Below are 22,406 nucleotides of genomic sequence, written 5' to 3'. Positions count from 1 at the left end.
CCCGTTAAGGAAATATCGAAGCGGCCCTACTGCCGCGGATCGCGCGCGGCGGCCGGGGGCGCAAGGCCGGGCGTGGCCCGCCAGGGGTTGATGTCGAGCCCCCCGCGGCGCGTGTAGCGCGCCTCCACCGACAGCGCCTCCGGCCGGCAGCGCGCCATCACGTCGACGAACACCTGTTCGACGCACTGCTCGTGGAAGCCGGCGTGCTCGCGGAAGGAGACGAGGTAGCGCAGCAGGCCGGCGCGGTCGATGCGCGGGCCGCGATACGCGACGCGGATGCTGGCCCAGTCCGGCTGGCCGGTCACCGGGCAGTTCGACTTCAGCAGCGCCGAGTGCAGGACCTCGTCGACGCGCGCGCCAGCGTCGGCGGTGAGCAGCGCGGCGTTGGGCGCGTCGTACTCGTCGCAGGCGAGGTCGAGGCCGTCGAGCGACACCGGGGCCGGCGCGCCCGTCGCCGCGCCGTCGCCGGCATCCACGGGCGGCAGGCCGAACTCGACCGCCACCGGGGCGCCAGCGGCGGCCGACAGGTCCGCGCTGATCCGCGCCTGCACGTCGGCGCGGCTGTCGAAGCGGGTGCCGTTGAGCGAGTTCAGGTACAGCTTCAGCGACTTCGACTCGACCAGGTTCGGCGACTCCGCCGGCACCAGCAAAGTGGCCGTCTCCACCAACGGCCGTCCGCGACCGTCGAGCCACGACAGCTCATAGGCATGCCAGCGGTCATGGCCGGCAAAAGGCAGGCCCCCGCCACCGAACCCGAGCGCCGCACGGCCCTGCGCACGCGCGATCGGAAACAGCAGCGACGGATCATAGGCACGCGGATAGGCGACCTCGCGGCCAAGCGGGAGTTCACTGGTCATCCCGCCATTATCGCGCGTCGGTGTCGGCAGGTCCGGGAATCAGAAGAAGAAGCGTTGCCACGGATCACGCGGATCACGCGGATTACACGGATTGGTCCGCGGCGCGCCCACGCATCGACGTTGAGCAAAGGTGTCCAGGGCCGCCTCGGGCCACCTCTGATTTCCGGTTTGATCCGCGTAAATCCGCGTGATCCGCGTCATCCGTGGCAAAAAAAGCTCTCGAGCCCCCCCTCAGCTCCCGCCATGCAGGTAGTCCAGCGAGAGCTGCAGCATCGCGCGCAGGCCCAGGTCGAGAGCGGATTCGTCGAGGAAGAACTGCGGCGAGTGGTTGCTGGGGGCCTTCGCCGGGTCCTGTCCGGCGGGCGTCGCGCCGACGAAGAAGAACACCGCCGGCACTTCGCGGGCGTAGTACGAGAAGTCCTCGGCGCCCATGTTGAGCGGCATGTCGACGAGGTTGCCGGTGCCGGCCACCGCTTCCAGGCTGGGGCGCATGCGCGCGGTCAGCGCCGGGTCGTTGGCGGTGACCGGCGTGCCCTCGATGTCGGGGACCTTCGCCACCACCGTGGCCCCGTGCGCGGCGGCGACCTTTTCCGCCACGTTGGCCAGGTCGGCGAACACCGCTTCGCGCATGCCTTCGTCGAACGTGCGGATGGTCCCGACCAGCTCGACCCGGTCGGGGATGATGTTGAAGCGCACGCCGCCGCGGATCGCGCCGAAGCTCAGCACCACCGGCAGCCTGGAGATGTCCTGGCGGCGGCTGACCACGGTCTGCGCGGTACCGATGATGTCGGCTGCGGCCACGATCGGATCGACGCCGCCCCAGGGGCGCGAGCCATGCGTCTGCCGGCCCTGGACCACGATGTTGAAGCGGTCGGACGCGGCCATCGTCGGCCCGCTGCGCACGCCGAGCTGGCCGGCGTTGAGGGTCGAGAAGACATGCAGGCCGAACACCGCGTCGGGCCGGAAGGCCTTGAAGATGCCCTGCGCCAGCATTTCCTCCGCGCCGCCCTGCTCGCCGTCGGGCGGGCCCTCTTCGGCTGGCTGGAAGACGAACAGCACCTCCCCGGGAAGCTCGTCGCGCATCGCCACCAGGGCTTCGGCCACGCCCATCAGGATGCTGGTGTGGGCGTCGTGGCCGCAGGCGTGCATCACCCCGACGGTCTCGCCGTTGAAGGTCGCCGTGGCCCTGGAGGCGAACGGCAGGCCGGTGGCCTCGGTCACCGGCAGCGCATCCATGTCGGCGCGCAGCGCGATGCGCGGGCCGGGCCGTCCACCCTTGAGCACCGCGGTGACGCCGGTGGTGGCGATGCCGGTCTCCGGTTCCAGGCCCAGCGCGCGCAGGTGTGCGGCAACCAGCGCCGCGGTGCGCGTTTCGCGGTTGCCGAGCTCGGGGTGCTGGTGGAGGTCGCGGCGCCACTCGACCACCTTGTCCTGCAGCCGCTGGGCGGCGTCGGCCACCTCGGCGCGCTGGCTCGCCTGGGCGTGGACGGGATGGGTGGACAGCCCCAGCGCCAGCGCGCAGGACAGCAGCAGGAGCCTGGACATCGCGAGTTCCCCGGGTTGGCTGGTGGTGGCCGCCATCGTGCACCAGGCCGGGGCCGGGCGGAATGCACGGCGCGCGGGCCGCCACGGGCCTTCACGGGGCTGGTCTATAAGGGGGCGCGGCGGATGGGGATCCGCCCACAACCCGACGGGAGAGAGCCGGTATGGGCAAGCGGACGAAAGCAGTCGTGCGCACGCTGCTGTGTGCGTCGCTGGGCATGGTGATCGGAACGGGTGCGGCCGTCGCGGCCGATGCAGGCCCGCTGCTGCCGAAGCAGCTTGCGGGCCCGGCCACGGAGTTCGCCGCGATGCGGGCGCCGGATCCGGCGGACGCCGCGATCCTCTCGCGCAGCGCACTGCTGCCGGTGGCCTTCGATGCGTCCGGGCGCGCCGAGCTGCGCGTTCCGGTGCACCAGGGCCGGCTGGAGGCGATGCTGCTTTCCGGCGGGGCGGACTGGTCGCCGCGGCTGCTGTCGCCAGCCGGCGTGGAGCTGCCGCGCGCGACGCTTGCCCGCCACGCGCAGGACGCACGCCTGGGCGGCGAACACGATGGCCAGGGCGGCACCGTGCTCCGCCTCGACGGCCTGGTGCGCGGCGACTGGACGCTGCGCCTGCAGGCGCAGCCCGGGGGCGAACGCCGCGGCTACCTGCTGCTGAAGGGCGACGACGCGCTCGAGCTCGCCTCGCACCAGGCGCACCGTCGCCAACTGGTGGGCGAGCGGATGGACATCGTCGCGATGCTGGCCGCCGACGACGGCAGCGCTGTCGCGCTGGGCCGCGACGCCGGGCATATCCGCTCCGCGCAGCTGCGGATCGTGGCGCCCGACGGCCGCGAGTCCCTGCAGCCGATGTTCGACGACGGTCGCCACGGCGACGGCGCCGCTGGCGACGGCCGCCTGGCCGGCGGCTTCGTGCCAGGCGCGGCCGGTACCTGGATCGCGCAGGTCATCGTGCATGGCCACGACCGCAGCGGCACGCCCTTCGTGCGCACGGCCGAGCATGCGCTGCCGGTGATCGCCGCCGGCCCGCGGCTGGCGACGGCCGCGGCCACCGCGTCGTACGCGGCACCCGGCCGGCTGGCGGTGCGGCTGCCGCTTGCTGACGCGAAGCCCGGATCGCACTACCGCGTGCTGGCCGAGGTCTGGGGCCGCGACGGCCGGGGCGGCGAGGTGCCGGTGGCCTGGATCGGCGGCATGGCCGAAGCCGGTCCGGACGGCCTGTCGCTCGGTCTCGACGAGCGCTGGATCGCGCGCTCCGGGGCCGGGGCGCCGTTCGAACTGCGCGCGCTCCGGATCGAGGATCCCGACCACTTCATCCCGCTGGCCACCGCCGCGCGCCTGCCGCTGTCGACGCCGCGCCTGCGCCTCCAGCGTAGCGGCATGTCGACCGCCATCGACGAGCTGATGACCATGGGGCCGCGCCCGGCATCGCCCGATGCGCGCGCCACCGCCACCGGACGCAAGCTGGTGCTGGTGCATGGCTACTGTTCCGGCGGCGTGTGGCCGCAGGCGCAGTTCGCCAATTCGGCCACCTTCCTCGATGCCAACCAGAACCGCAGCCACGACCAGTTCGCCCAGCGCATCAAGACCTTCGGCGCGCAATGGAACTCGTTCGGCACCGTCGCCCACAGCCAGGGCGGCGCGGCTTCGCTGCACCTCTACGCCTACTACTGGAGCGGACTGGACAACGCCGCCGGTTCGCGGCTGATGCAGTCGGTGGGCACGCCCTATCAGGGCACCAACCTGTCGGGGATCCTGGCCACCGTGGGCAACTGGTTCGGCGTGGCCTGCGGATCGAACAGCAACATGACCTACAGCGGCGCCTCCGCCTGGCTGGCGGGCATCCCGACCTCGGCGCGCGCGAAGGTGAACTACTACACCACCGCCTTCCGCACCACGAACTGGTACACCAACGACTACTGCAACGCCGCCAGCGACCTGGTGCTGGGCGACCCGGAGGACGGCACGGTCGAACGCGCCTATGCCCAGCTTCCCGGCGCGACCAACCGCGGCCACACCGCGGGCCAGTGCCACACCGCGGGCATGCGTGATCCCGCGCAGTACCGCGACGCCGCCCGCAACGCCACGATGAGCGCAAACGCCGCGCGTTGACGTGGTCGCGCCCTGTAGGAGCGGCTGCAGCCGCTCCTACAGGTGGGGGCGGGCGAGGTAGGCGGTGGACTGCATCTCGCTCAGGCGGGATGCCGTCCGTTCGAAGGCGCCGGCCAGCCGCTCGCCCGCGTACAGGGCGTGCGGCGGCGCGTCGGCGGTGCAGACCAGCTTGACGTTGCGGTCGTAGGCCTCGTCGATGAAGGTGACGAAGCGGCGCGCGGCGTCGTCGCGCGTCGCATCCATCAACGGGATTCCACCCAGCAGCACGGTATGGAACTCGGTGGCGATCTCGATGTAGTCGGACGAGCCGCGCGGGCCTTCGCACAGCGCGGCGAAATCGAACCAGGCCATGCCCGGGCAGCGCGCGCGGGTGGCGATGCGGCGGCCGCCGAGCTCGATGCTGCCGTCGCGGTGCGCGTCGTCGCCGCCGAGCGCCCGCCAGCGCGAGGCCAGCCAGGCGTTGGATCCGGCGTCCAGCGGCGCCTGGTAGACCGGCGAGCGGGTCAGCTCGCGCAGCCGGTAGTCGGTGTCGCTGACGATCTCCAGGACCTGGCAGTGCGTCTCCAGCAGCGTGATCGCGGGCAGGAAGCGCGCGCGCTGCAGGCCGTCGGCGTACAGGCCCGAGGGCTGGATGTTGGAGGTCGTCACCAGCACGATGCCCTCGGCGAACATGCGCTCCAGCACGCGCGCCAGCAGCATGGCGTCGCCGATGTCGCTGACGAAGAACTCGTCCAGCACCAGCAGGCGCAGCGAGCGCCGCCATTCGGCCACGATCGAGGCCAGCGGGTCGCGCTCGCCGGCGTGTTCGCGCAGGCGCTCGTGGACCACGCGCATGAAGCGGTGGAAGTGGGTGCGGCGCTTGCCGTTGCCGTCGCCGCCGGTCGCGTCCAGCTTCGCCACCGGCAGCGGCAGCCCGGCGTAGAACAGGTCGACCATGAAGGTCTTGCCGCGGCCCACGCCGCCCCAGAGGTAGAGGCCCTGCGGAGTGGTCTGGCCCTTGCCGCCACCGAGGGTGCGCGCCAGCCAGCCGCGCCGGGGCGCGGCCAGCAGCGCGTGGTGCACGCGGTCGAGCGCGGCCAGAGGCGCGTGCTGCGCGGGATCGTCGGTCCACTCGCCGCGGGCAACGCCCTCGCGGTAGGCCTGCGACGGCGCCGGTGACGCGGCTGCGTCAGCCACGGGCCGCCGGCAGGTGGCGACGGACGCCGCTCCTGATCGCACCGCGCAGGTCGATCAGCTTGCGGTGGAAGAAGTGGCTGGTGTCGGGCATCCGCACCAGCTCCGGTTCGGCCTTGAGGCGCTCCAGCCAGGCATACACGGCCTGCGGGTCGACCACCTCGTCGGCTTCGCCCTGCACCACCAGCCAGGGCATGGTCGGGGTGGTGACCGACGCGAAGTCCCAGCGCCCGGCCGGCGGTGCGATCGAGATGAGCATCGACGGCTGCAGCTCGGCGGCCATCGCCAGGCTGACATAGGCGCCGAAGCTGAAGCCCGCCAGCCACAGCTGGTCGTCCGGGCGGCTGGCGCGGACCCAGTCGGCCACCGCGCGCAGGTCGCCCTGTTCGCCACGGCCCTCGTCGTACTGGCCCCCGGATGCGCCGGTGCCGCGGAAGTTGAAGCGCACCGTGGCCAGCCCCGACTCGCGCAGCGCCCGCGCGGCCATCGTGACCACCTTGTTGTGCATGGTGCCGCCCTCGGTGGGCAGCGGATGGCAGACGATGGCGGTGGCCGGCAACCGCTCGACGTCGTCGCCGGGCAGGTCCACCGCCACCTCGAGCTCGCCGGTTGGACCGGGCAAGGTCAGGGTGCCGGATGCGTCCGGGAATGCGGGGTGGCTGGTCATGCGGCCATGATAAGCGCTGCGGCGCCGGCGCCCGGCGACGGCCGGCCGTTCAGCGCGGCGAACGCAGCCGCAGACCCACGACGGCCGGGTCGTGGTCGGACGCACGCCACGGCGAAGATGCCTGTTCCCCGGCGTTGGCCGCCGGATCGACGGCGTTCGGCGCCTCGTCAGCATTGCTGTGCCAGATCGCCGCGTCCTGCAGCCGGTCGCCGAGCGCGGGGCTCAGCAGCACGTGGTCGAGGCGACCCGCCTGGGCGTCGTACACATAGGTATAGGGCTGGCCCGCGTCGGCGGTGGCCAGCGCGTCGCGCCAGCCGGCGGCGATGAAGCCGCGGACCGGGTCTTCCTGCGCATAGGCGTTGAGGTCGCCGAGCACCGCGACCAGGTCGCTGCCGCTGCCGGTGGGATCGCCGGCCAGCCAGTCGCGCAGGGCTTGGCCCGAGGCGCGGCGCGTGGCGTTGAAGCAGGCCTGGCCATCGCCCTGGTCGAGGTCGGCCCCGGCGGCGTCGCGGCAGCCCTTGGACTTGAAGTGGTTGGCGACCACGACGAAGGCCGGCCCGCGGCCGGCACGGAAGGCCTGGGCCAGCGGCGCCCGGCTGAGCGGCCCGAACGGCCCGGCCTCGAGCGTCGCCGGGCGACCGACCGGGGCCACGCGGTCGGCACGGTAGATCATGCCGACGCGGATGGGGTTGTCGCCGGGACCGCGGCCGGCATCCACCAGCCGCCAGCGCAGGCCCTGCGGATCCAGCGCGGCCACCAGCTGCGCCAGGCTCGACTCGGCGCCATGGCCGTCGTTCTCCAGCTCCAGCAGGGCGACGATGTCGGCGTCCAGCGAGGACAGCGTGGCCACCAGGCGCGCGAGCTGGGCCGCGTATTCGCCGGGGGTACGAGCGCCGCGTGCGGTGGGGAAACCGCCGCCCTGGCCGTCGCCGTTGAACAGGTTCTGCAGGTTGAGGCTGGCCAGGCGCAGTTCGCCCTCCACCGTCGGCGCCGCGGGCCGGGTGGCCGGCTGCAGCGTGTCGACGTCGGCCAGCGCCAGCCGCGGGCCGGCGTCATCGACGGTGAGCACGCCTTCCACCGCCTCGAGCGTTCCGCCGCTGCGCCAGACCTGCGCATGTCGCGCCACCCTGGGTGCCAGCACTAGGGTCAGGCTGCGCGCGCGGTTGGCCGCGGCCACGGCCTGGGCCGCCGCGCCCGGCAGCGCGACCTCGGTGGGCGTGCGCAGGCGTTCGCCGAACGCCGCGACCACGCTCGCGTCGCGCTCCAGGCGATGGTTGCCCGAGATCACCAGAGGCGCGGTGATGCGCACGCGCCGGCCATCCAGCGCGGACCAGTCGGACGGCGCCGTCGCGATGTCGACGACGCCGGCGGAGGTGGCCGGAGGCGCGGGCGCAGCCGGCGGACGCGACGCCAGGCCGGCGCAGCCGGCAAGCGCCAGCACCAGGCTCAGGGACAGGGCGGTGTTCATGCGGGTCATGGTCGTGCGTCCGGGTGGCGAGGGCGGAAACGAAGACGCCGCCCGGAAGGCGGCGTCGGTCGCGGCGGTTGGCCGGCTTACTGCAGGTTGTCGACCATCCAGTCGACGGTGGCCACGACCTGCTCATCGGTCAGCGCCGGGTTGCCGCCCTTGGCCGGCATCATGCCGGCGGCGCCGGTGAAGCCTTCGATGGCGTGGCGGTTCAGCGTCTCGGCACCCTGCGCGATGCGCGCGGCCCACTCGGCGCGCACCATCTTCGGCGCGCCACCGGCGCCCGAGGTGTGGCAGCCCGCGCACAGGTTGTTGTAGATCACCGAGCCATCGAGCGTCCCGCCATAGGCGACCTGCGCGGCGGCGGACGCGGCGGCTGCAGCGGCGGCCGCGGCCTGCGCGGCGGCGCCGGTGTCGCCGGCATACACGGCGCCGATCGGCGCGATGCGGCTGGCGGTGCGCTGCGCGACGCCCGGGTCGACTTCGGTGGGAAGCGACTTGTGCACGAAATAGGAACCCACGATCAGGCCGAAGGTGACCAGGGACAGGAAGCCGATCACCAGCGAGAAGCGCTTGAGGAAGTCGAGGTCGTAGTTGCGCACGGAACACCTTGATGGGCGTGGCCGGGCGGCCACAGCTGCGCAGGATTATAGAGCACAGGTCCGCGGGCGGGGCGCCATCTGCTAGGATGACGCCTTCGCCGCGCCTCCGATGCCTGCCGTCCATTGACGGTTTCCGGAGGTGCCCCAAGGCGCAGCTGGCCCGGTTTTCCCGCGCTGCAGACCCGCTCCGGACGCACCCCTGCGCCGGGCGACTGCGTGCTGCGTCCCGACAAGCCCGTGTGGCTTCACCAAGGGAGCGCCCGACCGCCCGTGGCCGAATCATCGTTCTACCAGCTCCAGACCCCGACCGTCCTGCTCCTGCTGCTCGCCTTCTACGGCGGCACGTTCCTGATGTCCCGGCGCATCGCGCTCAAGGACGAGAGCGTCGACGGCTACATGACCTCCAACGGCGCGGTGGGCTACGGCATCTCCGCCGCCAGCATGACCGCCACCTGGATCTGGGCGGCCTCCTTCTACGCCGCCGCCACCTCCGGCTACAAGTACGGCATCTCCGGCCCGATCCACTACGGCCTGTGGGGTGCGCTGATGATCCTTTTCATCTATCCCTTCGGCCGCCGCTTCCGCGAGGTCGCGCCCGAGGCGCATACGCTGGCCGAGATCATGCACGCCCGCCACGGGCGCTCCAGCCAGCTGATCCTCGCCGGCTCCAACATCGCCGGCAGCGTGATCAGCCTGATGGCCAACTTCACCGCCGCGGGCGCGCTGGTGGCGATGCTGTCGCCGCTGGACTTCGTGCACGGCGTGATGATCGCCGGCATCGGCACGCTGTCGTACACGTTGTGGTCGGGCTTCCGCGCATCGGTCCTGACCGACGTGGTGCAGGTGGCGGCGATGCTCGGCGCGGCCGCGCTGATCATTCCGCTGGTGTTCTTCAATGCCGGCGGCATCGAGGCCGTCTCGCAGGGCTGGGACCGGCTGAGCGCCGAACAGGCGTCGATGTTCTCGAAGACCGCCTTCCTCGAACAGGGCGCGCCGTACTTCGTCGCCGTGCTGGCCTATGCGATCGGCAACCAGACCATCGCCCAGCGCCTGTTCGCGGTGCGCGAGGACCTGATCAAGCCGACCTTCATCTCGGCCACCATCAGCTACGGCGCGACCGTGATCGGCCTCGGCATGCTGGGCGTGGTGGCGCTGATGGTCGGCATCGAGCCGGCCGGCGGCGACCACAACAACCTGATCCCGCAGATGGCCTCGAACTACCTGGGCCCGGTGATGATCGGCGTGTTCTTCATCATGGTGATCGGCTCGCTGTCGTCCACCGCCGACTCCGACCTTGCCGCGCTGTCGTCGATCATGATGACCGACATCTACGGCAAGAACCTCGCGCGCGGCAAGGTGAACCCGGCCACGATGCTGTGGGTTGGACGCATCACCATGATCGTCGCCACCACCGCCGGGCTGATCTTCGCCAGCTTCCGGATCGACATCCTGGCGCTGCTGGTGTTCGTGGGCGCACTGTGGGGCTCGATCGTGTTCCCGGTGATCGCCAGCTTCTACTGGAAGAAGGTCAACAACCGCGCCTTCACCACCGCGGTCCTGGTGTCGCTGGTGGCGTTCACCGTGGCGCGTTTCCAGCTGCTGCCGATCGTGGGCGTGTACGCGCTGGTGCTGGAGCTGTTCGCGACCGTCGGCATTGGCGTGGTGCTGGGGCTGATGACCTTCGGCTTCTTCGGCAAGCGCGCCGGGCTGACCGTGGGCGCGCTGGCGATGGTGGTGCTCGCGCCGTTCACCTTCGGCTTCCTGCGCGACTACCCGGTGCTGCTGAGTTCACTCAACGCCTATGGCGTGAGCACCGTGGTCTGCTCGCTGCTCAGCTTCCGCAGCCGCGAGGATTTCGACTTCGCGCTGCTGGCCAAGCGCGTGCGCAACTTCGAGCCGGCTCCGCCAGCGCCGGCGCCCGCGTCCGCGGCGGGGCGAAACGATGGCATCCCGGCACTGGCAAAGGAGGCGACCCGATGAGGGACCTGTTGATGGTGGCCTACGTGCTGACCTGGCCGGTGATCGTGCTGGTGATGATGTTCGTCATGGGGCGCGGCGTCTGGCGTGACGTGCGCCGCGCGCGCCGCAGGGGCGAAGACCTGGTGTGAGACAGCGCCGGAAGCGCGCCATGCCTCGGCCCGTGCAGGCAAATGACGCGTTCATGCAGATTGCGCTGGCGTCCACGCGCCAGCCTTCACCCTGCTGGGATGGGAGGGGGGAGGAGACTCGGCCACCCCCACCCGATGGTTCCCCACAATGGACAGGCCACCCCATGCGTCACTCCGTCAGCCACAGGACCGCTCCGCGTCCGGGCAGGCGCTGGCCGCGGACATTTCCTTGCACGATTCACCGCGCTCGCTCGCCGCGGCGCCGCAGCCGATCCGGGTCCCCGGGACGCGTGGCTTCCCCCTCATCGTGCACTGCCATCTGCGCTGGGACTTCGTCTGGCAACGCCCGCAGCAGCTGTTCTCGCGCCTGGCGCCGGATCATCCGGTCCTCTTCATCGAGGAACCGATGCACGGGGCGGCGGAGCCGTCGCTCGACATCACCGAGCCCTTTCCCAACCTCGTCCGCCTGGTGCCGCAGCTGCCGCACGGCGCGGCCGGGGACAGCGACGGCGAGTGGCGCCTGCTGCTGCCGCTGATCGAGCACGCGCTGGCCACCCATCCGCTGATGGCCGGCCGCTATGACGATGCCGTGCAGTGGTTCTATTCGCCCATGAGCGCGCCGGTGCTGCTGGGCCGCTTCGGCACCCGGGGCACGGTGTACGACTGCATGGACGAACTGGCGAACTTCCGCTTCGCGCCGCCGGACATCACCGAGCGCGAGCAGTACCTGATGGCGCGCGCCGACATCGTCTACACCGGCGGCCACCAGCTCTTCGAATCCAAGTCGCGGCACCATTCCAACGTGCACTTCCACGGCTGCGGCGTCGATGCGAGCCACTTCGGCCGCGCGCGCCTGGCGTCGACGCAGGTGCCGGAGCGGGTGGCCAGCCTGCCGGGCCCGGTATTCGGCTATTTCGGCGTGATCGACGAGCGACTGGACTACGGCCTTATCGAAGCCCTCGCGCGCGACTTCCCGGAGGCCTCGGTCGTGATGGCCGGCCCGCTGGCCAAGGTCTCGGCCGAGGAGCTTCCCGACCTGCCCAACATCCATTGGCTCGGCCAGCAGGCGTATGACGCGCTGCCGGCGCTGGTGAAGGGCTTCGACGTCTGCCTGATGCCGTTCGCACTCAACGAGGCGACGCGCTGCATCAACCCGACCAAGACGCTGGAATACATGGCCGCAGGGAAGCCCATCGTTTCGACGGCGGTTCCGGACGTGGTCCACCACTTCACGCCGGTCGTCTCCGTGGCGCAGGACCACGAAGGATTCCTCGACGCGGTGGCGCTGGCCGCGCGCGAGCCGGATCCGGTGCTGCTGCGCGAAGGCATCGCGCGTGCCATGCAGGCGTCGTGGGACTCCACCGTCGCGACGATGCGGACCGAGCTGCTGGACGCGGTGCGCGCGGTGCGTGCCGAAGCGGCGACCGCGCAATGAAGCCGGTCCTGGTGGTCGGCGCCGGCTTCTCCGGTGCCGTGGTCGCGCGGCAGCTGGCCGAGGCCGGCCTGCAGGTGCTGGTGATCGACCGGCGCGACCATATCGGCGGCAACGCGCACGACCGCCCCGACGCGCACGGCGTGCTGGTGCATCCCTACGGGCCGCACATCTTCCACACCAACGCGGCGCGCATCTTCGATTACCTCTCGCGCTTCACCGGCTGGCGGCCGTACGAGCACCGCGTGCTGGCCAGCGTGGACGGGATGCTGGTCCCGGTGCCGATCAACATCGACACCGTCAACCGGCTGTACGGACTGGACCTGGACGAGGGCAGCATCCAGGCCTTCTACGACCGGGTCCGCGAGCCACGCGACCCGATCACCACCAGCGAGGACGTGGTGGTCAATGCCGTCGGCCACGACCTCTACCGCAAGTTCTTCCAGGGCTATACGCGCAAGCAGTGGGGGCTGGATCCGTCCGAGCTGGCGGCGTCGGTGGCCGCGCGCGTGCCGGTGCGCACCGACCGCGACGACCGCTACTTCACCGACCGCTACCAGTGCATGCCCGACGAAGGCTATACGCGCATGTTCGAGCGGCTGCTCGACCATCCGGGCATCCGCGTCGAGACCGGCGTCGACTTCTTCCGGCATCGCGACCGGCTGGACGCGCGGCACACGGTCTACACCGGGCCGGTCGATGCCTGGTTCGGGCACTACTTCGGCGCGCTGCCCTACCGATCGCTGCGCTTCGAGCACGAGCACCTGCCGGACACGCCGCAGTTCCAGGCGGTGGGTACGGTGAACTATCCGAACGAACACGCGTACACGCGCATCACCGAGTTCCGCCATCTCACCGGCCAGGCGCACGGCGGCACTTCGATCGTGCGCGAATACCCGCAGGACGAAGGCGAGCCCTACTACCCGGTGCCCAGGCCGCAGAACGAAGCGCTGTACAAGCGCTACGAGGCCCTGGCCTTGCAGGAGCGCGGCGTGACCTTCGTCGGCCGGCTGGCGCAGTACCGGTACTACAACATGGACCAGTGCGTGGGCGCGGCGCTGAAGGCGGCCGAGTACGTGCTCGAGAAACTCGACCTGCCCGCGGTGGACGCGGTTCCGCAGCGCAGCGCGGCGATGGTGGCGGAGCCGGCGACGCCGGGCGCCTAGGGCCATGCGCGGCGCGGCCGCACGCCAGCCCTCCGGTGACGCGGCCCCCGAGCTGTGGGGCGGCGTGGAATGCACGATCAATCGGGTGCGCGATCGCTGGTTCAGCCAGCTCGAACGCAGCGGTCACCTGCAGCGCGAGTCGGATCTCGACGCCTTCGCCGCGCTGGGCGTGCGCGCGCTGCGCCAGCCGGTGCTGTGGGAACAGGTCGCGCCCGACGAGGCCCAGGACGGTGACTGGGCGTGGGCGACGCGTCGGCTGCAGCGCCTGCGCGCGCTGGACATCGAACCCATCGTCGGCCTCGTCCACCACGGCAGCGGTCCGGCGCACACCAGCCTGGTGTCGCCCTGCTTCCCGGCCAAGCTGGCCGCATACGCGGGGGCCGTGGCGACGCGCTACCCATGGGTCACCCACTACACGCCGGTCAACGAGCCGCTGACGACGGCACGCTTCAGCGGGCTCTACGGCCACTGGTATCCGCACGGCCGCGATCCCGCCATCTTCTGGCGTGCGCTGCACGCGCAGTGCCGCGGCACGGTGCTGGCGATGCAGGCGATCCGGGCGGTCCAGCCCGACGCGCGCCTGGTGCAGACCGACGACCTGGGCCGCACCTGGTCGACGCCTCGCCTGGCCCACCAGGCGGCGTTCAACAACCAGCTGCGCTGGCTGGGCTGGGACCTGCTGTGCGGAACCGTCGACCCGGGCCACGCGCTCTGGAGCTGGCTGCTGGACGTCTGCGCCGCGCGGCCCGACGAGATCCTCTGGTTCGCCGCGCATCCCTGCCCGCCGGACATCGTCGGCATCAACCACTACGTCACCAGCAACCGCTTCCTCGACGAGCGGCTCGAGCGCTATCCGCCCGACACCCACGGGGGCAACGGCCGCGAACGCTATGCCGACGTCGAGGCGGTGCGCGTGCTCGAGGGACACGCCGGTGGCATCGGCGCGCTGCTCGGCGAGGCCTGGGCGCGCTATGGCCGCCCGATCGCGGTGACCGAAGTGCACCTGCACGCGCCGCGCGAGGACCAGCTGCGCTGGCTGTGGGACAGCTGGCAGGCGGCCTGCGCCGCGCGCCGCGAGGGTATCGACGTGCGCGCGGTCACCGTGTGGGCGCTGCTCGGCAGCCGCGACTGGGACGGCCTGCTGACCCAGCACAGCGACTATTACGAGCCCGGCGCCTTCGACGTGCGCAACGGCCGCCGCCGCCCGACCGCAATCGCGCGGCTGGCGCGCGACCTGGCGGCCGGCGACGCCCCGGGACACCCGGTGCTGTCAGGGCCGGGCTGGTGGGCGCGGCCGGAGCGGCTGCTGCATCCGCGGGTGGACATGGCCGAGGCGCGGAATGCCGCGGCTGGCCCGGGCGCGCCCGCGCGGCCGCTGCTGATCACCGGCGCGAGCGGCACGCTGGGCCGCGCGTTCGCCCGCATCTGCATCGCGCGCGGGCTGGCGCACCGCCTGCTGGACCGCGCCGCGCTCGATATCGCCGACCCGGCGGCGGTGCACGATGCGCTGGCGCGCTGGCAGCCATGGGCGGTGGTGAATGCCGCGGGTTACGTGCGCGTCGACGAGGCCGAGCGCGACCACGCACGCTGCTTCCGCGAGAACAGCGACGGGCCTGCCACGCTGGCCGCCGGCTGCGCCCGTGCCGGCGTCGCCTTCGCGACCTTCTCCAGCGACCTGGTGTTCGACGGCGCCGGCGACGCGCCCTACCTGGAGGACGCGGCCGTGGCCCCGCTCAGCGTCTATGGCGAGAGCAAGGCGCGCGCCGAATCACGCGTCCTGGCCCACCATCCGGCGGCCCTGGTGGTCCGGACCAGCGCGTTCTTCGGACCGTGGGACCCGCACAACTTCGTCTCCTGCGCGCTGCGCGCCCTGGGCCAGGGCGCGCCCTTCGCCGCGGCCGAGGACGTGACCGTCTCGCCGACCTACGTGCCCGACCTGGTGCACGCCTGCCTGGACCTGCTGGTCGACGGCGAATCGGGCGTCTGGCACCTGACCAATGGCCAACCCGTCACCTGGGCCGACTTCGCGCGCCGCGCGGCGGCCGCGGCCGGGACCGATGCACGCAGCCTCCGGCCCTGCAGGGCCGACGGACTGGGCTGGGTGGCGCGGCGTCCGCGCTACAGCGCGCTGGGAACGTCCAGGGTGTTCGCGATGCCGGGCCTGGACGATGCCATCCTGCGCTGCGTGCGCAGCATGGCGGCCTGATGCCGCGAAAGACGATGGCGCGCCTGGAGGGATTCGAACCCCCGACCAATGGCTTCGGAAGCCACTACTCTATCCGGCTGAGCTACAGGCGCGCAGACCGCCATTTTCCACTATCCCGGCGGATGTTGCGAGCGGCATGTAGCGTCGGCCCCGGCGCCTGCCCGCCGCCCGCGACGAAGGCCGGCGGTACCATGGGCGCCATGTCCTACGAACGTTACGAGTCGCGCACGCCTGCCGTGGCCGGCTGGCGCGAACGCCTTGGCCTGTACTGGAAACTCATGCGCGCGGACCGGCCGATCGGCTGGCTGCTGCTGCTCTGGCCCACGTGGTGGGGCCTGTGGATCGCGGCCGGGGGCCTGCCGCCGCCGTGGATCCTGTTCGTCTTCAGCGCCGGCGTGTGGCTCACGCGCGCGGCCGGCTGCGTGATCAACGATTACGCCGACCGCTGGCTGGATCCGCACGTCAAGCGCACCCGCGAGCGCCCGCTGGCGACCGGTGCGGTCCGCGGCCGCGAGGCCCTGGCGCTGTTCGCGGTGCTGATGCTGGCGGCCTTCGCGCTGGTGCTGACGCTCAACCGGCTGACCATCCTGATGAGCCTCGTCGGCGTGTTCCTGGCCGCGACCTATCCCTACCTCAAGCGCTATACCCACCTGCCGCAGGTCTACCTCGGCATGGCCTTCGGCTGGGGCATCCCGATGGCCTTCGCCGCCGTGCAGGGCGAAGTGCCGCCGGTGGCCTGGGTGCTGTACGCCACCAACATCCTGTGGTCGACGGCGTACGACACCTGGTACGCCATGGTCGACCGCGATGACGACCTGCGCATCGGCTCGAAGTCGACCGCGATCCTGTTCGGCGACATGGACCTGGTGATCCAGGGCGTGCTGTACGCGCTGGTGTTCCTGGGCCTGGGCCTGGTCGGGCGGCAGGCGGACCTGGGAACCTGGTACTGGGCCGGCCTTGCGGTGGCCTTCGTGCTGGTGCTGCGCCAGTTCTGGATCTGCCGCCATCGCGAGCGCGAGCCCTGCTTCCGCGCCTTCCTCGACAACCACTGGGTGGGCATGGTGGTGTTCGCCGGCATCGCGGCCGATCTCGCGCTGCGCGGGCCGGCCTGACCGCGCCGATGGCGCAGGCTCCCGACCAGCCGCCCGGCGTGACGCCTGGCCCGAGGCCCGACCAGCCGCCCGGCCCGACGCCGCGTCCGTCGGCGCTGTCGGCGATGCGCTATCCCGTGTTCCGCCGCGTCTGGCTGGCCAGCGCATCGTCCAACTTCGGCGGCATGATCCAGTCGGTCGGCGCGTCCTGGCTGATGCTCTCGATCGCGCAGTCGGCCGACATGGTCGCGCTGGTCCAGGCCTCGGTCGCGCTGCCGGTGGTGCTGTTCTCGCTGGTGGCCGGCGCGATGGCCGACAGCTTCGACCGCCGCCGGATGATGCTGGCGGCCCAGGTCTTCATGCTGCTGGTCTCGGTCGTGCTGGCGGTGTGCGCCTGGGCGGGGCTGATCACGCCGTGGCTGCTGCTGCTCTTCACCTTCCTGATCGGCTGCGGTTCGGCGTTCAACGCGCCGGCGTGGCAGGCGTCGGTGGGCGACATGGTGCCGCGAGCCGAGCTGCCCGGCGCGGTCGCCTTCAACAGCATGGGCTTCAACATCGCGCGCAGCGTGGGCCCGGCGATCGGCGGCGCGATCGTCGCGGCGGCGGGCGCGGCCGCGGCGTTCGCGGTCAATGCGGTGAGCTACGTCGCCCTGGTCGTGGTGCTGGCGCGCTGGCGCCCGGAGCGGAGCCCGCGCCAGCTTCCGCGCGAGGCGCTCGGCAGCGCGATGGCCGCCGGCCTGCGCTACGTGGCGATGTCGCCGGCCATCCGCACCGTGCTGGTGCGCGCGGTGGTCTTCGGCATCGGTGCCAGCGCGATCATGGCGCTGATGCCGCTGGTGGCCAGGGACGTGATCGCGGGCGGGCCGATGACCTACGGCCTGCTGCTGGGCGCCTTCGGGCTGGGCGCGATCGGCGGCGCGATGGGCAGCACGCGCCTGCGCGAGTCGCTGTCGAGCGAGTCCCTGGTGCGCTGCGCCTGCGTCGCGTTCGCGGCCGGCGCGGCGATCGCGGCGGTGAGCGGGATGCTGCTGCTGACGATGGTGGCCCTGTCGCTGTGCGGTGCGTCCTGGGTGCTGGCGCTGTCGACCTTCAACGTCACCGTGCAGCTGTCCACGCCGCGCTGGGTGGTGGCCCGGGCGCTGTCGCTGTACCAGATGGCGGCGTTCGGCGGCATGGCCCTGGGCAGCTGGCAGTGGGGCGCGATCGCCGACCGCAGCGACGTGCGCACCGCGCTGTTCGTGGCCGCCGCGACCATGCTGGCGAGCGCCGCGCTGGGCCTGTGGATCCCGCTGGCCCGGCTCGCCGAGCTCAACCTCGATCCGCTCCGCCCCTGGCGGGAGCCGGACACGGCGGTTCCGGTGCAGGCACGCACCGGGCCGGTGGTGGTCACGATCGAATACCGGATCGGCGAAGAGGACGTGCTGGAGTTCCTCGGCGCGATGGCCGAGCGGCGCCGGATCCGCCGCCGTGACGGCGCGCGCCACTGGCGGGTGATGCGTGACCTGGCCGATCCGGAGGTCTGGATCGAGCGCTACGCGACGCCGACCTGGCTCGACTACATCCGCCACACCAGCCGCCTCACCCACGACGACGCCACGATCCCGGCGCAGCTGCGCGCGCTGCACCGCGGGCCCGAGGCACCGCGCGTGCGGCGCATGATCGAGCGCCAGACCAGCGCCCTGCACACCGAGCCGGCCGCGGACCCGCAGGTGCTGACCGAACCGACTGCGGACTCCATCCGCCCCTCGTAGCGCTCACGGCGCGCGCGCGCAGACCCAGGCGTCGACGCGGTCGGCGCCGGCATCGAGCAGGGCATCGGCCGCCGCGTACAGGGTGGCGCCGGTGGTCATCACGTCGTCGACCAGGATCACGTGGGCGGGCACCGGCCGGGTGCCCGGCACCTCGAAGGCGTCGTGCAGGTTGGCCGCGCGCGCGCCGGCGTCCAGCCGCGACTGCGCGGCGGTGGCGCGCCTTCGGCGGAGCAGGTCGCCGCGCACCGGGATGCCGAGCATCCGGCCCAGCGGCCGGGCCAGTTCCAGCGCCTGGTTGTAGCCGCGTTCGCGAAGCCGCTGGCGGTGCAGGGGGATCGGGACCAGCGCGTCGGGTCGGCTGCGCTGCGCGAAGGCGACGGCCATGGACTGCGCCAGCAGGCGTCCCGCCGCCAGGTCGCGGTGGAACTTCAGCCGCGGCAGCAGGCGGTCGAGTGGAAAGCCGTAGAGGAAGGCGGCGTGCGCTTCCGCCAGCGGCGGCGGGTCGTGCTGGCAGGCGCTGCAGAGTCGGCTAAATGGGTACGCGGGCGGCCTCGCGGCCTTGTCCCCGTGTGTTGTGCAAGCGGCTTCCGTGCGGGCGCCTTCTGTAGGAGCGGCTACAGCCGCGATCGCCGTCGCGGTATCCCTGCCAATCGCGGCTGTAGCCGCTCCTACAAACGGCGGCGGCGGCAGCGGCGGCGACAGCGATAGCGGCAGCGGCATCGCGCAGCTCAGGCAGGCCGGTGGCATCCACGGCAGGGCGGCCTCGCAGTGCGCGCAGAGGTCCAGGCGGCCGGGCGCGGGCTCCGCGCAGACCAGGCAGCGCGGAGCCCAGAGTCGGCGGCCCAGCCGGGACAGCCAGCCGTCAACCGCGGCGGCCCGCGCGAGGTTGACAGGTCCGGGCATGCTTTCCAGACTGCCCGGTCTGCCTGCGCCAGGCCCTCAGGAACCCGCCATGCCCGCCGTCAGCGAATTCCCCGCCCGCGAGGCCGCCACGCCGCGCCATGACTGGACCCGCAGCGAGGTCGAGGCCCTGTTCGAGCTGCCGTTCCCCGAGCTGCTGTTCCGCGCCGCCAGCGTGCACCGCCAGGCCTTCGATCCCGCCGAGGTCCAGGTCAGCACCCTGCTGTCGGTGAAAACCGGCGGCTGCCCCGAGGACTGCGCCTACTGCCCGCAGGCCCAGCGCTACGACACCGGCGTCGACGCGCAGAAGCTGATGGAGACCGAAGCGGTGATGGACAAGGCGCGCCAGGCCAAGGCCGCCGGCGCCTCGCGCTTCTGCATGGGCGCCGCCTGGCGCTCGCCCAAGGACCGCGACATCCCGAAGGTGGCCGCGATGATCGCCGGGGTGAAGTCGCTCGGCCTCGAAACCTGCGCCACGCTCGGCATGCTCAGTGCGCCGCAGGCGCAGGCGCTGAAGGACGCGGGCCTCGACTACTACAACCACAACATCGACACCGATCCCGAGCACTACGGCGCGATCATCCGCACCCGCGAGCTGCAGGACCGCTTCGACACGCTCGGCCACGTGCGCGACGCCGGGCTCAAGACCTGCTGCGGCGGCATCGTCGGCATGGGCGAGACCCGCCGCCAGCGCGCCGGCTTCCTGCAGACCCTGGCGACCATGCCGGCGCACCCGGACTCGGTGCCGATCAACCGCCTGGTGCAGGTCGAAGGCACGCCGCTGCACGGGACCACCGAACTGGATCCCTTCGAGTTCGTGCGCACGATCGCCGTGGCCCGCATCCTCATGCCGCGTTCGATGGTGCGGCTTTCCGCCGGGCGCGAGCAGATGTCCGACGAGCTGCAGGCGCTGTGCTTCTCGGCCGGCGCCAACTCGATCTTCCACGGCGAGAAGCTGCTGACCACCGGCAACCCGGACGTCGCCCGCGACCAGGCGCTGTTCGAGCGCCTCGGCCTGCGCGCGATGCAGGTCTCCGTCGATGCCGAAGGCCATGACCATGGCGGCACCGTGCACGCCGACATCGTCGGCCCGCCAGGTCGCTGCGTCGCCTAGGATCGCCGCATGGCCGCCGCACGCCCCGATCTCCGCCGCCGCGTCCAGGCCCAGCGCGCGGACGTGCTCGCCCACGACCTGGTGCGCAGCCGCCGCGTGGTGACCCGCCGCGACGGCGTGCGCCTGCAGATCGACGACCGCTGGCTGCTGAACTTCTGCGGCAACGACTATCTCGGCCTCGCCCAGCAGTTCCAGGTGGTCGATGCGGTGCAGGGCGCGGCCGCGCGCGACGGCGTCGGCGGCATCGGCTCGCACCTGGTGTGCGGCCACCACGTCGCGCATGAAGCCCTGGAGCGCGAGGTCGCCGACTGGCTGCAGGTGCCGCGCGCGCTGGTCTTCGGCAGCGGCTATGCGGCCAACCTGGCCGTGCAGCAGGCGCTGCTGGGCGAGGACGACACCAGCGTGCAGGACCGCCTCAACCACGCCAGCCTGATCGACGGCGCGCGCCTGGCCGGCTGCCGCCTGCGCCGCTACCCGCACGGCGACGCCGAGGGCGCGCTGCGCCAGCTGCGCACCGTGCCCACCGGCGCCGCGATGCTGGCCACCGACGGCGTCTTCAGCATGGACGGCGACGTCGCACCGCTGCGCCAGCTGGCGCTGGTGGCGCGCGTGCAGTCGGCGCTGCTGTACGTCGACGATGCGCACGGCGTGGGCGTGCTCGGCCCCGGCGGTCGCGGCAGCGTGGCCGAGGCGCGCCTGGGCGTGGACGAGGTGCCGCTGCAACTGGTGACCCTGGGCAAGGCGCTGGGCGGCTACGGCGCGGTGGTCGCCGGCGACGTCGACCTGGTCGAACACCTGGCCGGCAACGCGCGCCCCTACCTCTACACCACCGCGCTGCCGCCGCCGCAGGCCGCGGCGGCGCTGGCGGCGGTGAAGCTCGCGCGTCGCGAACACTGGCGGCGCGACAAGCTCGCCGCGCTGGTGCAGCGCTTCCGCGATGGCATGCACGCGCGCGGCTTCGCGCTCCCCGACTCCGCCACGCCGATCCAGCCGGTGCCGTGTGGCGACAACGCGCGCGCCCTCGACATGGCGGCGCGCCTGGAGGTCGCCGGTTTCCGCGTCGCCGCGATCCGCCCGCCGACCGTGCCCGAGGGTCGCGCGCGCCTGCGCGTGACGCTGTGCGCGGCCCATGGCGACGACCAGGTCGATGCGCTGGTCGCGGCGCTGGCGCGGGCCCGCGACGACGTCGACGCCGCGCGCGCCGCCTGATCCCGTGCCCGCTGCCGTTCCCGCCACCAGCCGCGCGCTGGCCGCCGTCGGCCTTGGCCTGTGCTCGGCGCTGTTCTTCACCATGACCTACGTGCTCAACCGCGTCGGTGCGAACGCCGGCGGCGACTGGACCTGGACCGCCTGCCTGCGCTACCTGATCACCCTGCCGCTGCTGCTTCCGCTGCTGCCGTGGCAGGGCGGCGCGGCGCCGGTGTGGCGCGCCATCCGCCGCCATCCCCTGGCCTGGCTGCGCTGCAGCGCGATCGGTTTCGGCGCGTTCTACCTGCTGCTGTCGTTCGCCGCGTCCAGCGGCCCGTCGTGGCTGGTCGCGGGCAGCTTCCAGTTCACCGTGGTTGCGGGGATCCTGTGCGCGCCGCTGCTGTATCGCGACGCGCGCCGGCGGATCCCGCGCGCCGCGCTGATGGTCGCGGCGCTGATCCTGGCCGGCGTGCTGCTGCTGCAGGCCGGCCACGGCGGCGGTGCCATCGACCGCGCCGGCTGGATCGCGCTGGCCTGCGTGCTCGGCGCCGCGGTGGCCTATCCGCTGGGCAACCGCCTGCTGCTGCTGCACCTGGAGCGCAGTGGCGAGGACCTCAACGCCACCCAGCGCGTGTTCGGCATGACCCTGGCCAGCCAGCCGCTGTGGTGGCTGGTCGCGGCCTGGGCCTGGACGCGCAGCGGCGCGCCCCCGGCGGAGCAGGTGTGGCTGGCGGCGGGCGTCGCGCTGAGCGCCGGCGTGATTGCCAGCATCCTGTTCTTCCAGGCCACCGGCATGGTGCGCGACAACCCGACGGCGCTTGGCGGCGTCGAGGCGATGCAGGGTTCCGAGCTGCTGTTCGCGATCGTGATCGGCGTGCTGTTCCTCGGCGAGCCGGTGCCCGGCGCGGTCGGCCTCGCGGGCGCGGCGCTGATCATCGGTGGCATCGGCGTCTTCGCGTGGCTGGTGTCGCGCCACGCGGCCGGCCATCCGGCGCGCCAGCGCGCGCTGCGCACGGACAAGGGCGCATGA

18 protein-coding genes and 1 tRNA gene are annotated in these 22,406 nt (G+C 72.4%); 11 read left to right on the top strand and 8 right to left on the bottom strand.

Annotated elements, in window-relative coordinates; genetic code table 11:
- Positions 1-26: 26 nt before the first annotated feature.
- Together queF and JGR68_RS13850 are read right to left on the bottom strand one after the other, a co-directional pair.
- Positions 27-857, bottom strand: coding sequence for an NADPH-dependent 7-cyano-7-deazaguanine reductase QueF (gene queF / locus JGR68_RS13855; protein WP_199362593.1), 831 nt, complete (start codon positions 855-857; stop codon positions 27-29).
- 231 nt (positions 858-1,088) lie between these two features.
- Positions 1,089-2,402, bottom strand: a complete 1,314-nt coding sequence (locus JGR68_RS13850; RefSeq protein WP_199362592.1) for an amidohydrolase — start codon at positions 2,400-2,402, stop codon at positions 1,089-1,091.
- 161 nt (positions 2,403-2,563) lie between these two features.
- Between JGR68_RS13850 and JGR68_RS13845 the strand changes: the two genes are divergently transcribed.
- Complete coding sequence (locus JGR68_RS13845) at positions 2,564-4,510, top strand: choice-of-anchor X domain-containing protein (protein ID WP_199362591.1); 1,947 nt, start codon at positions 2,564-2,566, stop codon at positions 4,508-4,510.
- A 36-nt stretch (positions 4,511-4,546) separates the two neighbouring features.
- Here the strand turns inward: JGR68_RS13845 and zapE are convergent, their stop codons facing one another.
- From zapE to JGR68_RS13825, 4 genes are all read right to left on the bottom strand, one after another.
- A complete protein-coding gene (gene zapE, locus JGR68_RS13840; protein ID WP_199362590.1) occupies positions 4,547-5,686 on the bottom strand; it encodes a cell division protein ZapE in 1,140 nt (379 codons plus the stop codon).
- Positions 5,679-6,350, bottom strand: a complete 672-nt coding sequence (locus JGR68_RS13835) for an alpha/beta fold hydrolase (RefSeq protein ID WP_199362589.1) — start codon at positions 6,348-6,350, stop codon at positions 5,679-5,681. The genes zapE and JGR68_RS13835 overlap by 8 nt, the downstream gene beginning before the upstream one ends.
- A 49-nt stretch (positions 6,351-6,399) precedes the next feature.
- A complete protein-coding gene (locus JGR68_RS13830) occupies positions 6,400-7,827 on the bottom strand; it encodes an ExeM/NucH family extracellular endonuclease (RefSeq protein WP_199362588.1) in 1,428 nt (475 codons plus the stop codon).
- A gap of 77 nt (positions 7,828-7,904) precedes the next feature.
- On the bottom strand, positions 7,905-8,420 hold the full coding sequence (locus tag JGR68_RS13825) for a c-type cytochrome (protein WP_199362587.1): 516 nt from the start codon (positions 8,418-8,420) through the stop codon (positions 7,905-7,907).
- Positions 8,421-8,690: 270 nt separating this feature from the next.
- Between JGR68_RS13825 and JGR68_RS13820 the strand changes: the two genes are divergently transcribed.
- The 5 genes from JGR68_RS13820 to JGR68_RS13805 all read left to right on the top strand — a co-directional run bounded on the left by JGR68_RS13820 (position 8,691) and on the right by JGR68_RS13805 (position 15,332).
- A complete protein-coding gene (locus tag JGR68_RS13820; RefSeq protein ID WP_199362586.1) occupies positions 8,691-10,400 on the top strand; it encodes a sodium:solute symporter family protein in 1,710 nt (569 codons plus the stop codon).
- Positions 10,397-10,528, top strand: a complete 132-nt coding sequence (locus JGR68_RS14090; RefSeq protein WP_234446532.1) for a putative transporter small subunit — start codon at positions 10,397-10,399, stop codon at positions 10,526-10,528. The genes JGR68_RS13820 and JGR68_RS14090 overlap by 4 nt, the downstream gene beginning before the upstream one ends.
- A gap of 229 nt (positions 10,529-10,757) precedes the next feature.
- On the top strand, positions 10,758-11,963 hold the full coding sequence (locus JGR68_RS13815) for a glycosyltransferase (protein WP_199362585.1): 1,206 nt from the start codon (positions 10,758-10,760) through the stop codon (positions 11,961-11,963).
- Positions 11,960-13,126, top strand: a complete 1,167-nt coding sequence (glf, locus tag JGR68_RS13810) for a UDP-galactopyranose mutase (RefSeq protein ID WP_199362584.1) — start codon at positions 11,960-11,962, stop codon at positions 13,124-13,126. The genes JGR68_RS13815 and glf overlap by 4 nt, the downstream gene beginning before the upstream one ends.
- A 4-nt stretch (positions 13,127-13,130) precedes the next feature.
- Entirely contained in the window at positions 13,131-15,332 is a 2,202-nt protein-coding gene (locus JGR68_RS13805; protein ID WP_199362583.1) for a sugar nucleotide-binding protein, read from the top strand.
- A 15-nt stretch (positions 15,333-15,347) separates the two neighbouring features.
- Here JGR68_RS13805 and JGR68_RS13800 read toward each other — a convergent pair.
- A tRNA-Arg gene (locus JGR68_RS13800) sits at positions 15,348-15,424 on the bottom strand.
- Between the two features lie 108 nt (positions 15,425-15,532).
- Here JGR68_RS13800 and ubiA point away from each other — a divergent pair.
- Positions 15,533-16,444, top strand: a complete 912-nt coding sequence (gene ubiA, locus JGR68_RS13795; protein ID WP_199362582.1) for a 4-hydroxybenzoate octaprenyltransferase — start codon at positions 15,533-15,535, stop codon at positions 16,442-16,444.
- Positions 16,445-16,452: 8 nt separating this feature from the next.
- Positions 16,453-18,174, top strand: coding sequence for an MFS transporter (locus tag JGR68_RS13790; protein WP_199362581.1), 1,722 nt, complete (start codon positions 16,453-16,455; stop codon positions 18,172-18,174).
- Between the two features lie 3 nt (positions 18,175-18,177).
- Here JGR68_RS13790 and JGR68_RS13785 read toward each other — a convergent pair whose 3' ends face one another.
- Entirely contained in the window at positions 18,178-19,077 is a 900-nt protein-coding gene (locus JGR68_RS13785; RefSeq protein WP_234446531.1) for a ComF family protein, read from the bottom strand.
- A gap of 49 nt (positions 19,078-19,126) precedes the next feature.
- On the opposite strand from JGR68_RS13785, the gene bioB reads away from it, so the two are divergent.
- From bioB to JGR68_RS13770, 3 genes are read left to right on the top strand one after another with little or no spacing between them, the layout of a single operon-like run.
- On the top strand, positions 19,127-20,188 hold the full coding sequence (gene bioB / locus JGR68_RS13780) for a biotin synthase BioB (RefSeq protein WP_199362580.1): 1,062 nt from the start codon (positions 19,127-19,129) through the stop codon (positions 20,186-20,188).
- Between the two features lie 9 nt (positions 20,189-20,197).
- Positions 20,198-21,397 carry an 8-amino-7-oxononanoate synthase gene (gene bioF, locus JGR68_RS13775; protein WP_199362579.1) on the top strand — a complete coding sequence of 400 codons (1,200 nt, stop codon included), beginning with the start codon at positions 20,198-20,200 and terminating at the stop codon, positions 21,395-21,397.
- Positions 21,318-22,406 (top strand): multidrug resistance efflux transporter family protein, encoded by a 1,089-nt coding sequence (locus tag JGR68_RS13770; protein ID WP_234446530.1) that lies wholly within the window; start codon positions 21,318-21,320, stop codon positions 22,404-22,406. The genes bioF and JGR68_RS13770 overlap by 80 nt, the downstream gene beginning before the upstream one ends.

The organism is Luteimonas sp. MC1750 (assembly GCF_016615955.1).
Taxonomy (GTDB): Bacteria; Pseudomonadota; Gammaproteobacteria; order Xanthomonadales; family Xanthomonadaceae; genus Luteimonas.
Note: the sequence above shows the minus strand (reverse complement) of the source record. Positions and strands in the feature narration are given on the sequence as shown.

Excerpts from the sequence above, each read along its gene's own strand:
- JGR68_RS13835 (WP_199362589.1), bottom strand. The coding sequence starts at position 6,350 with ATGACCAGCCACCCCGCATTCCCGGACGCATCCGGCACCCTGACCTTG.
- bioF (WP_199362579.1), top strand. The coding sequence starts at position 20,198 with ATGGCCGCCGCACGCCCCGATCTCCGCCGCCGCGTCCAGGCCCAGCGC.
- glf (WP_199362584.1), top strand. The coding sequence starts at position 11,960 with ATGAAGCCGGTCCTGGTGGTCGGCGCCGGCTTCTCCGGTGCCGTGGTC.
- JGR68_RS13770 (WP_234446530.1), top strand. The coding sequence starts at position 21,318 with ATGGCGACGACCAGGTCGATGCGCTGGTCGCGGCGCTGGCGCGGGCCC.
- bioB (WP_199362580.1), top strand. The coding sequence starts at position 19,127 with ATGCCCGCCGTCAGCGAATTCCCCGCCCGCGAGGCCGCCACGCCGCGC.
- JGR68_RS14090 (WP_234446532.1), top strand. The coding sequence starts at position 10,397 with ATGAGGGACCTGTTGATGGTGGCCTACGTGCTGACCTGGCCGGTGATC.
- queF (WP_199362593.1), bottom strand. The coding sequence starts at position 857 with ATGACCAGTGAACTCCCGCTTGGCCGCGAGGTCGCCTATCCGCGTGCC.
- ubiA (WP_199362582.1), top strand. The coding sequence starts at position 15,533 with ATGTCCTACGAACGTTACGAGTCGCGCACGCCTGCCGTGGCCGGCTGG.
- JGR68_RS13830 (WP_199362588.1), bottom strand. The coding sequence starts at position 7,827 with ATGACCCGCATGAACACCGCCCTGTCCCTGAGCCTGGTGCTGGCGCTT.
- JGR68_RS13850 (WP_199362592.1), bottom strand. The coding sequence starts at position 2,402 with ATGTCCAGGCTCCTGCTGCTGTCCTGCGCGCTGGCGCTGGGGCTGTCC.
- JGR68_RS13785 (WP_234446531.1), bottom strand. The coding sequence starts at position 19,077 with ATGCCCGGACCTGTCAACCTCGCGCGGGCCGCCGCGGTTGACGGCTGG.
- JGR68_RS13845 (WP_199362591.1), top strand. The coding sequence starts at position 2,564 with ATGGGCAAGCGGACGAAAGCAGTCGTGCGCACGCTGCTGTGTGCGTCG.
- JGR68_RS13805 (WP_199362583.1), top strand. The coding sequence starts at position 13,131 with ATGCGCGGCGCGGCCGCACGCCAGCCCTCCGGTGACGCGGCCCCCGAG.
- JGR68_RS13790 (WP_199362581.1), top strand. The coding sequence starts at position 16,453 with ATGGCGCAGGCTCCCGACCAGCCGCCCGGCGTGACGCCTGGCCCGAGG.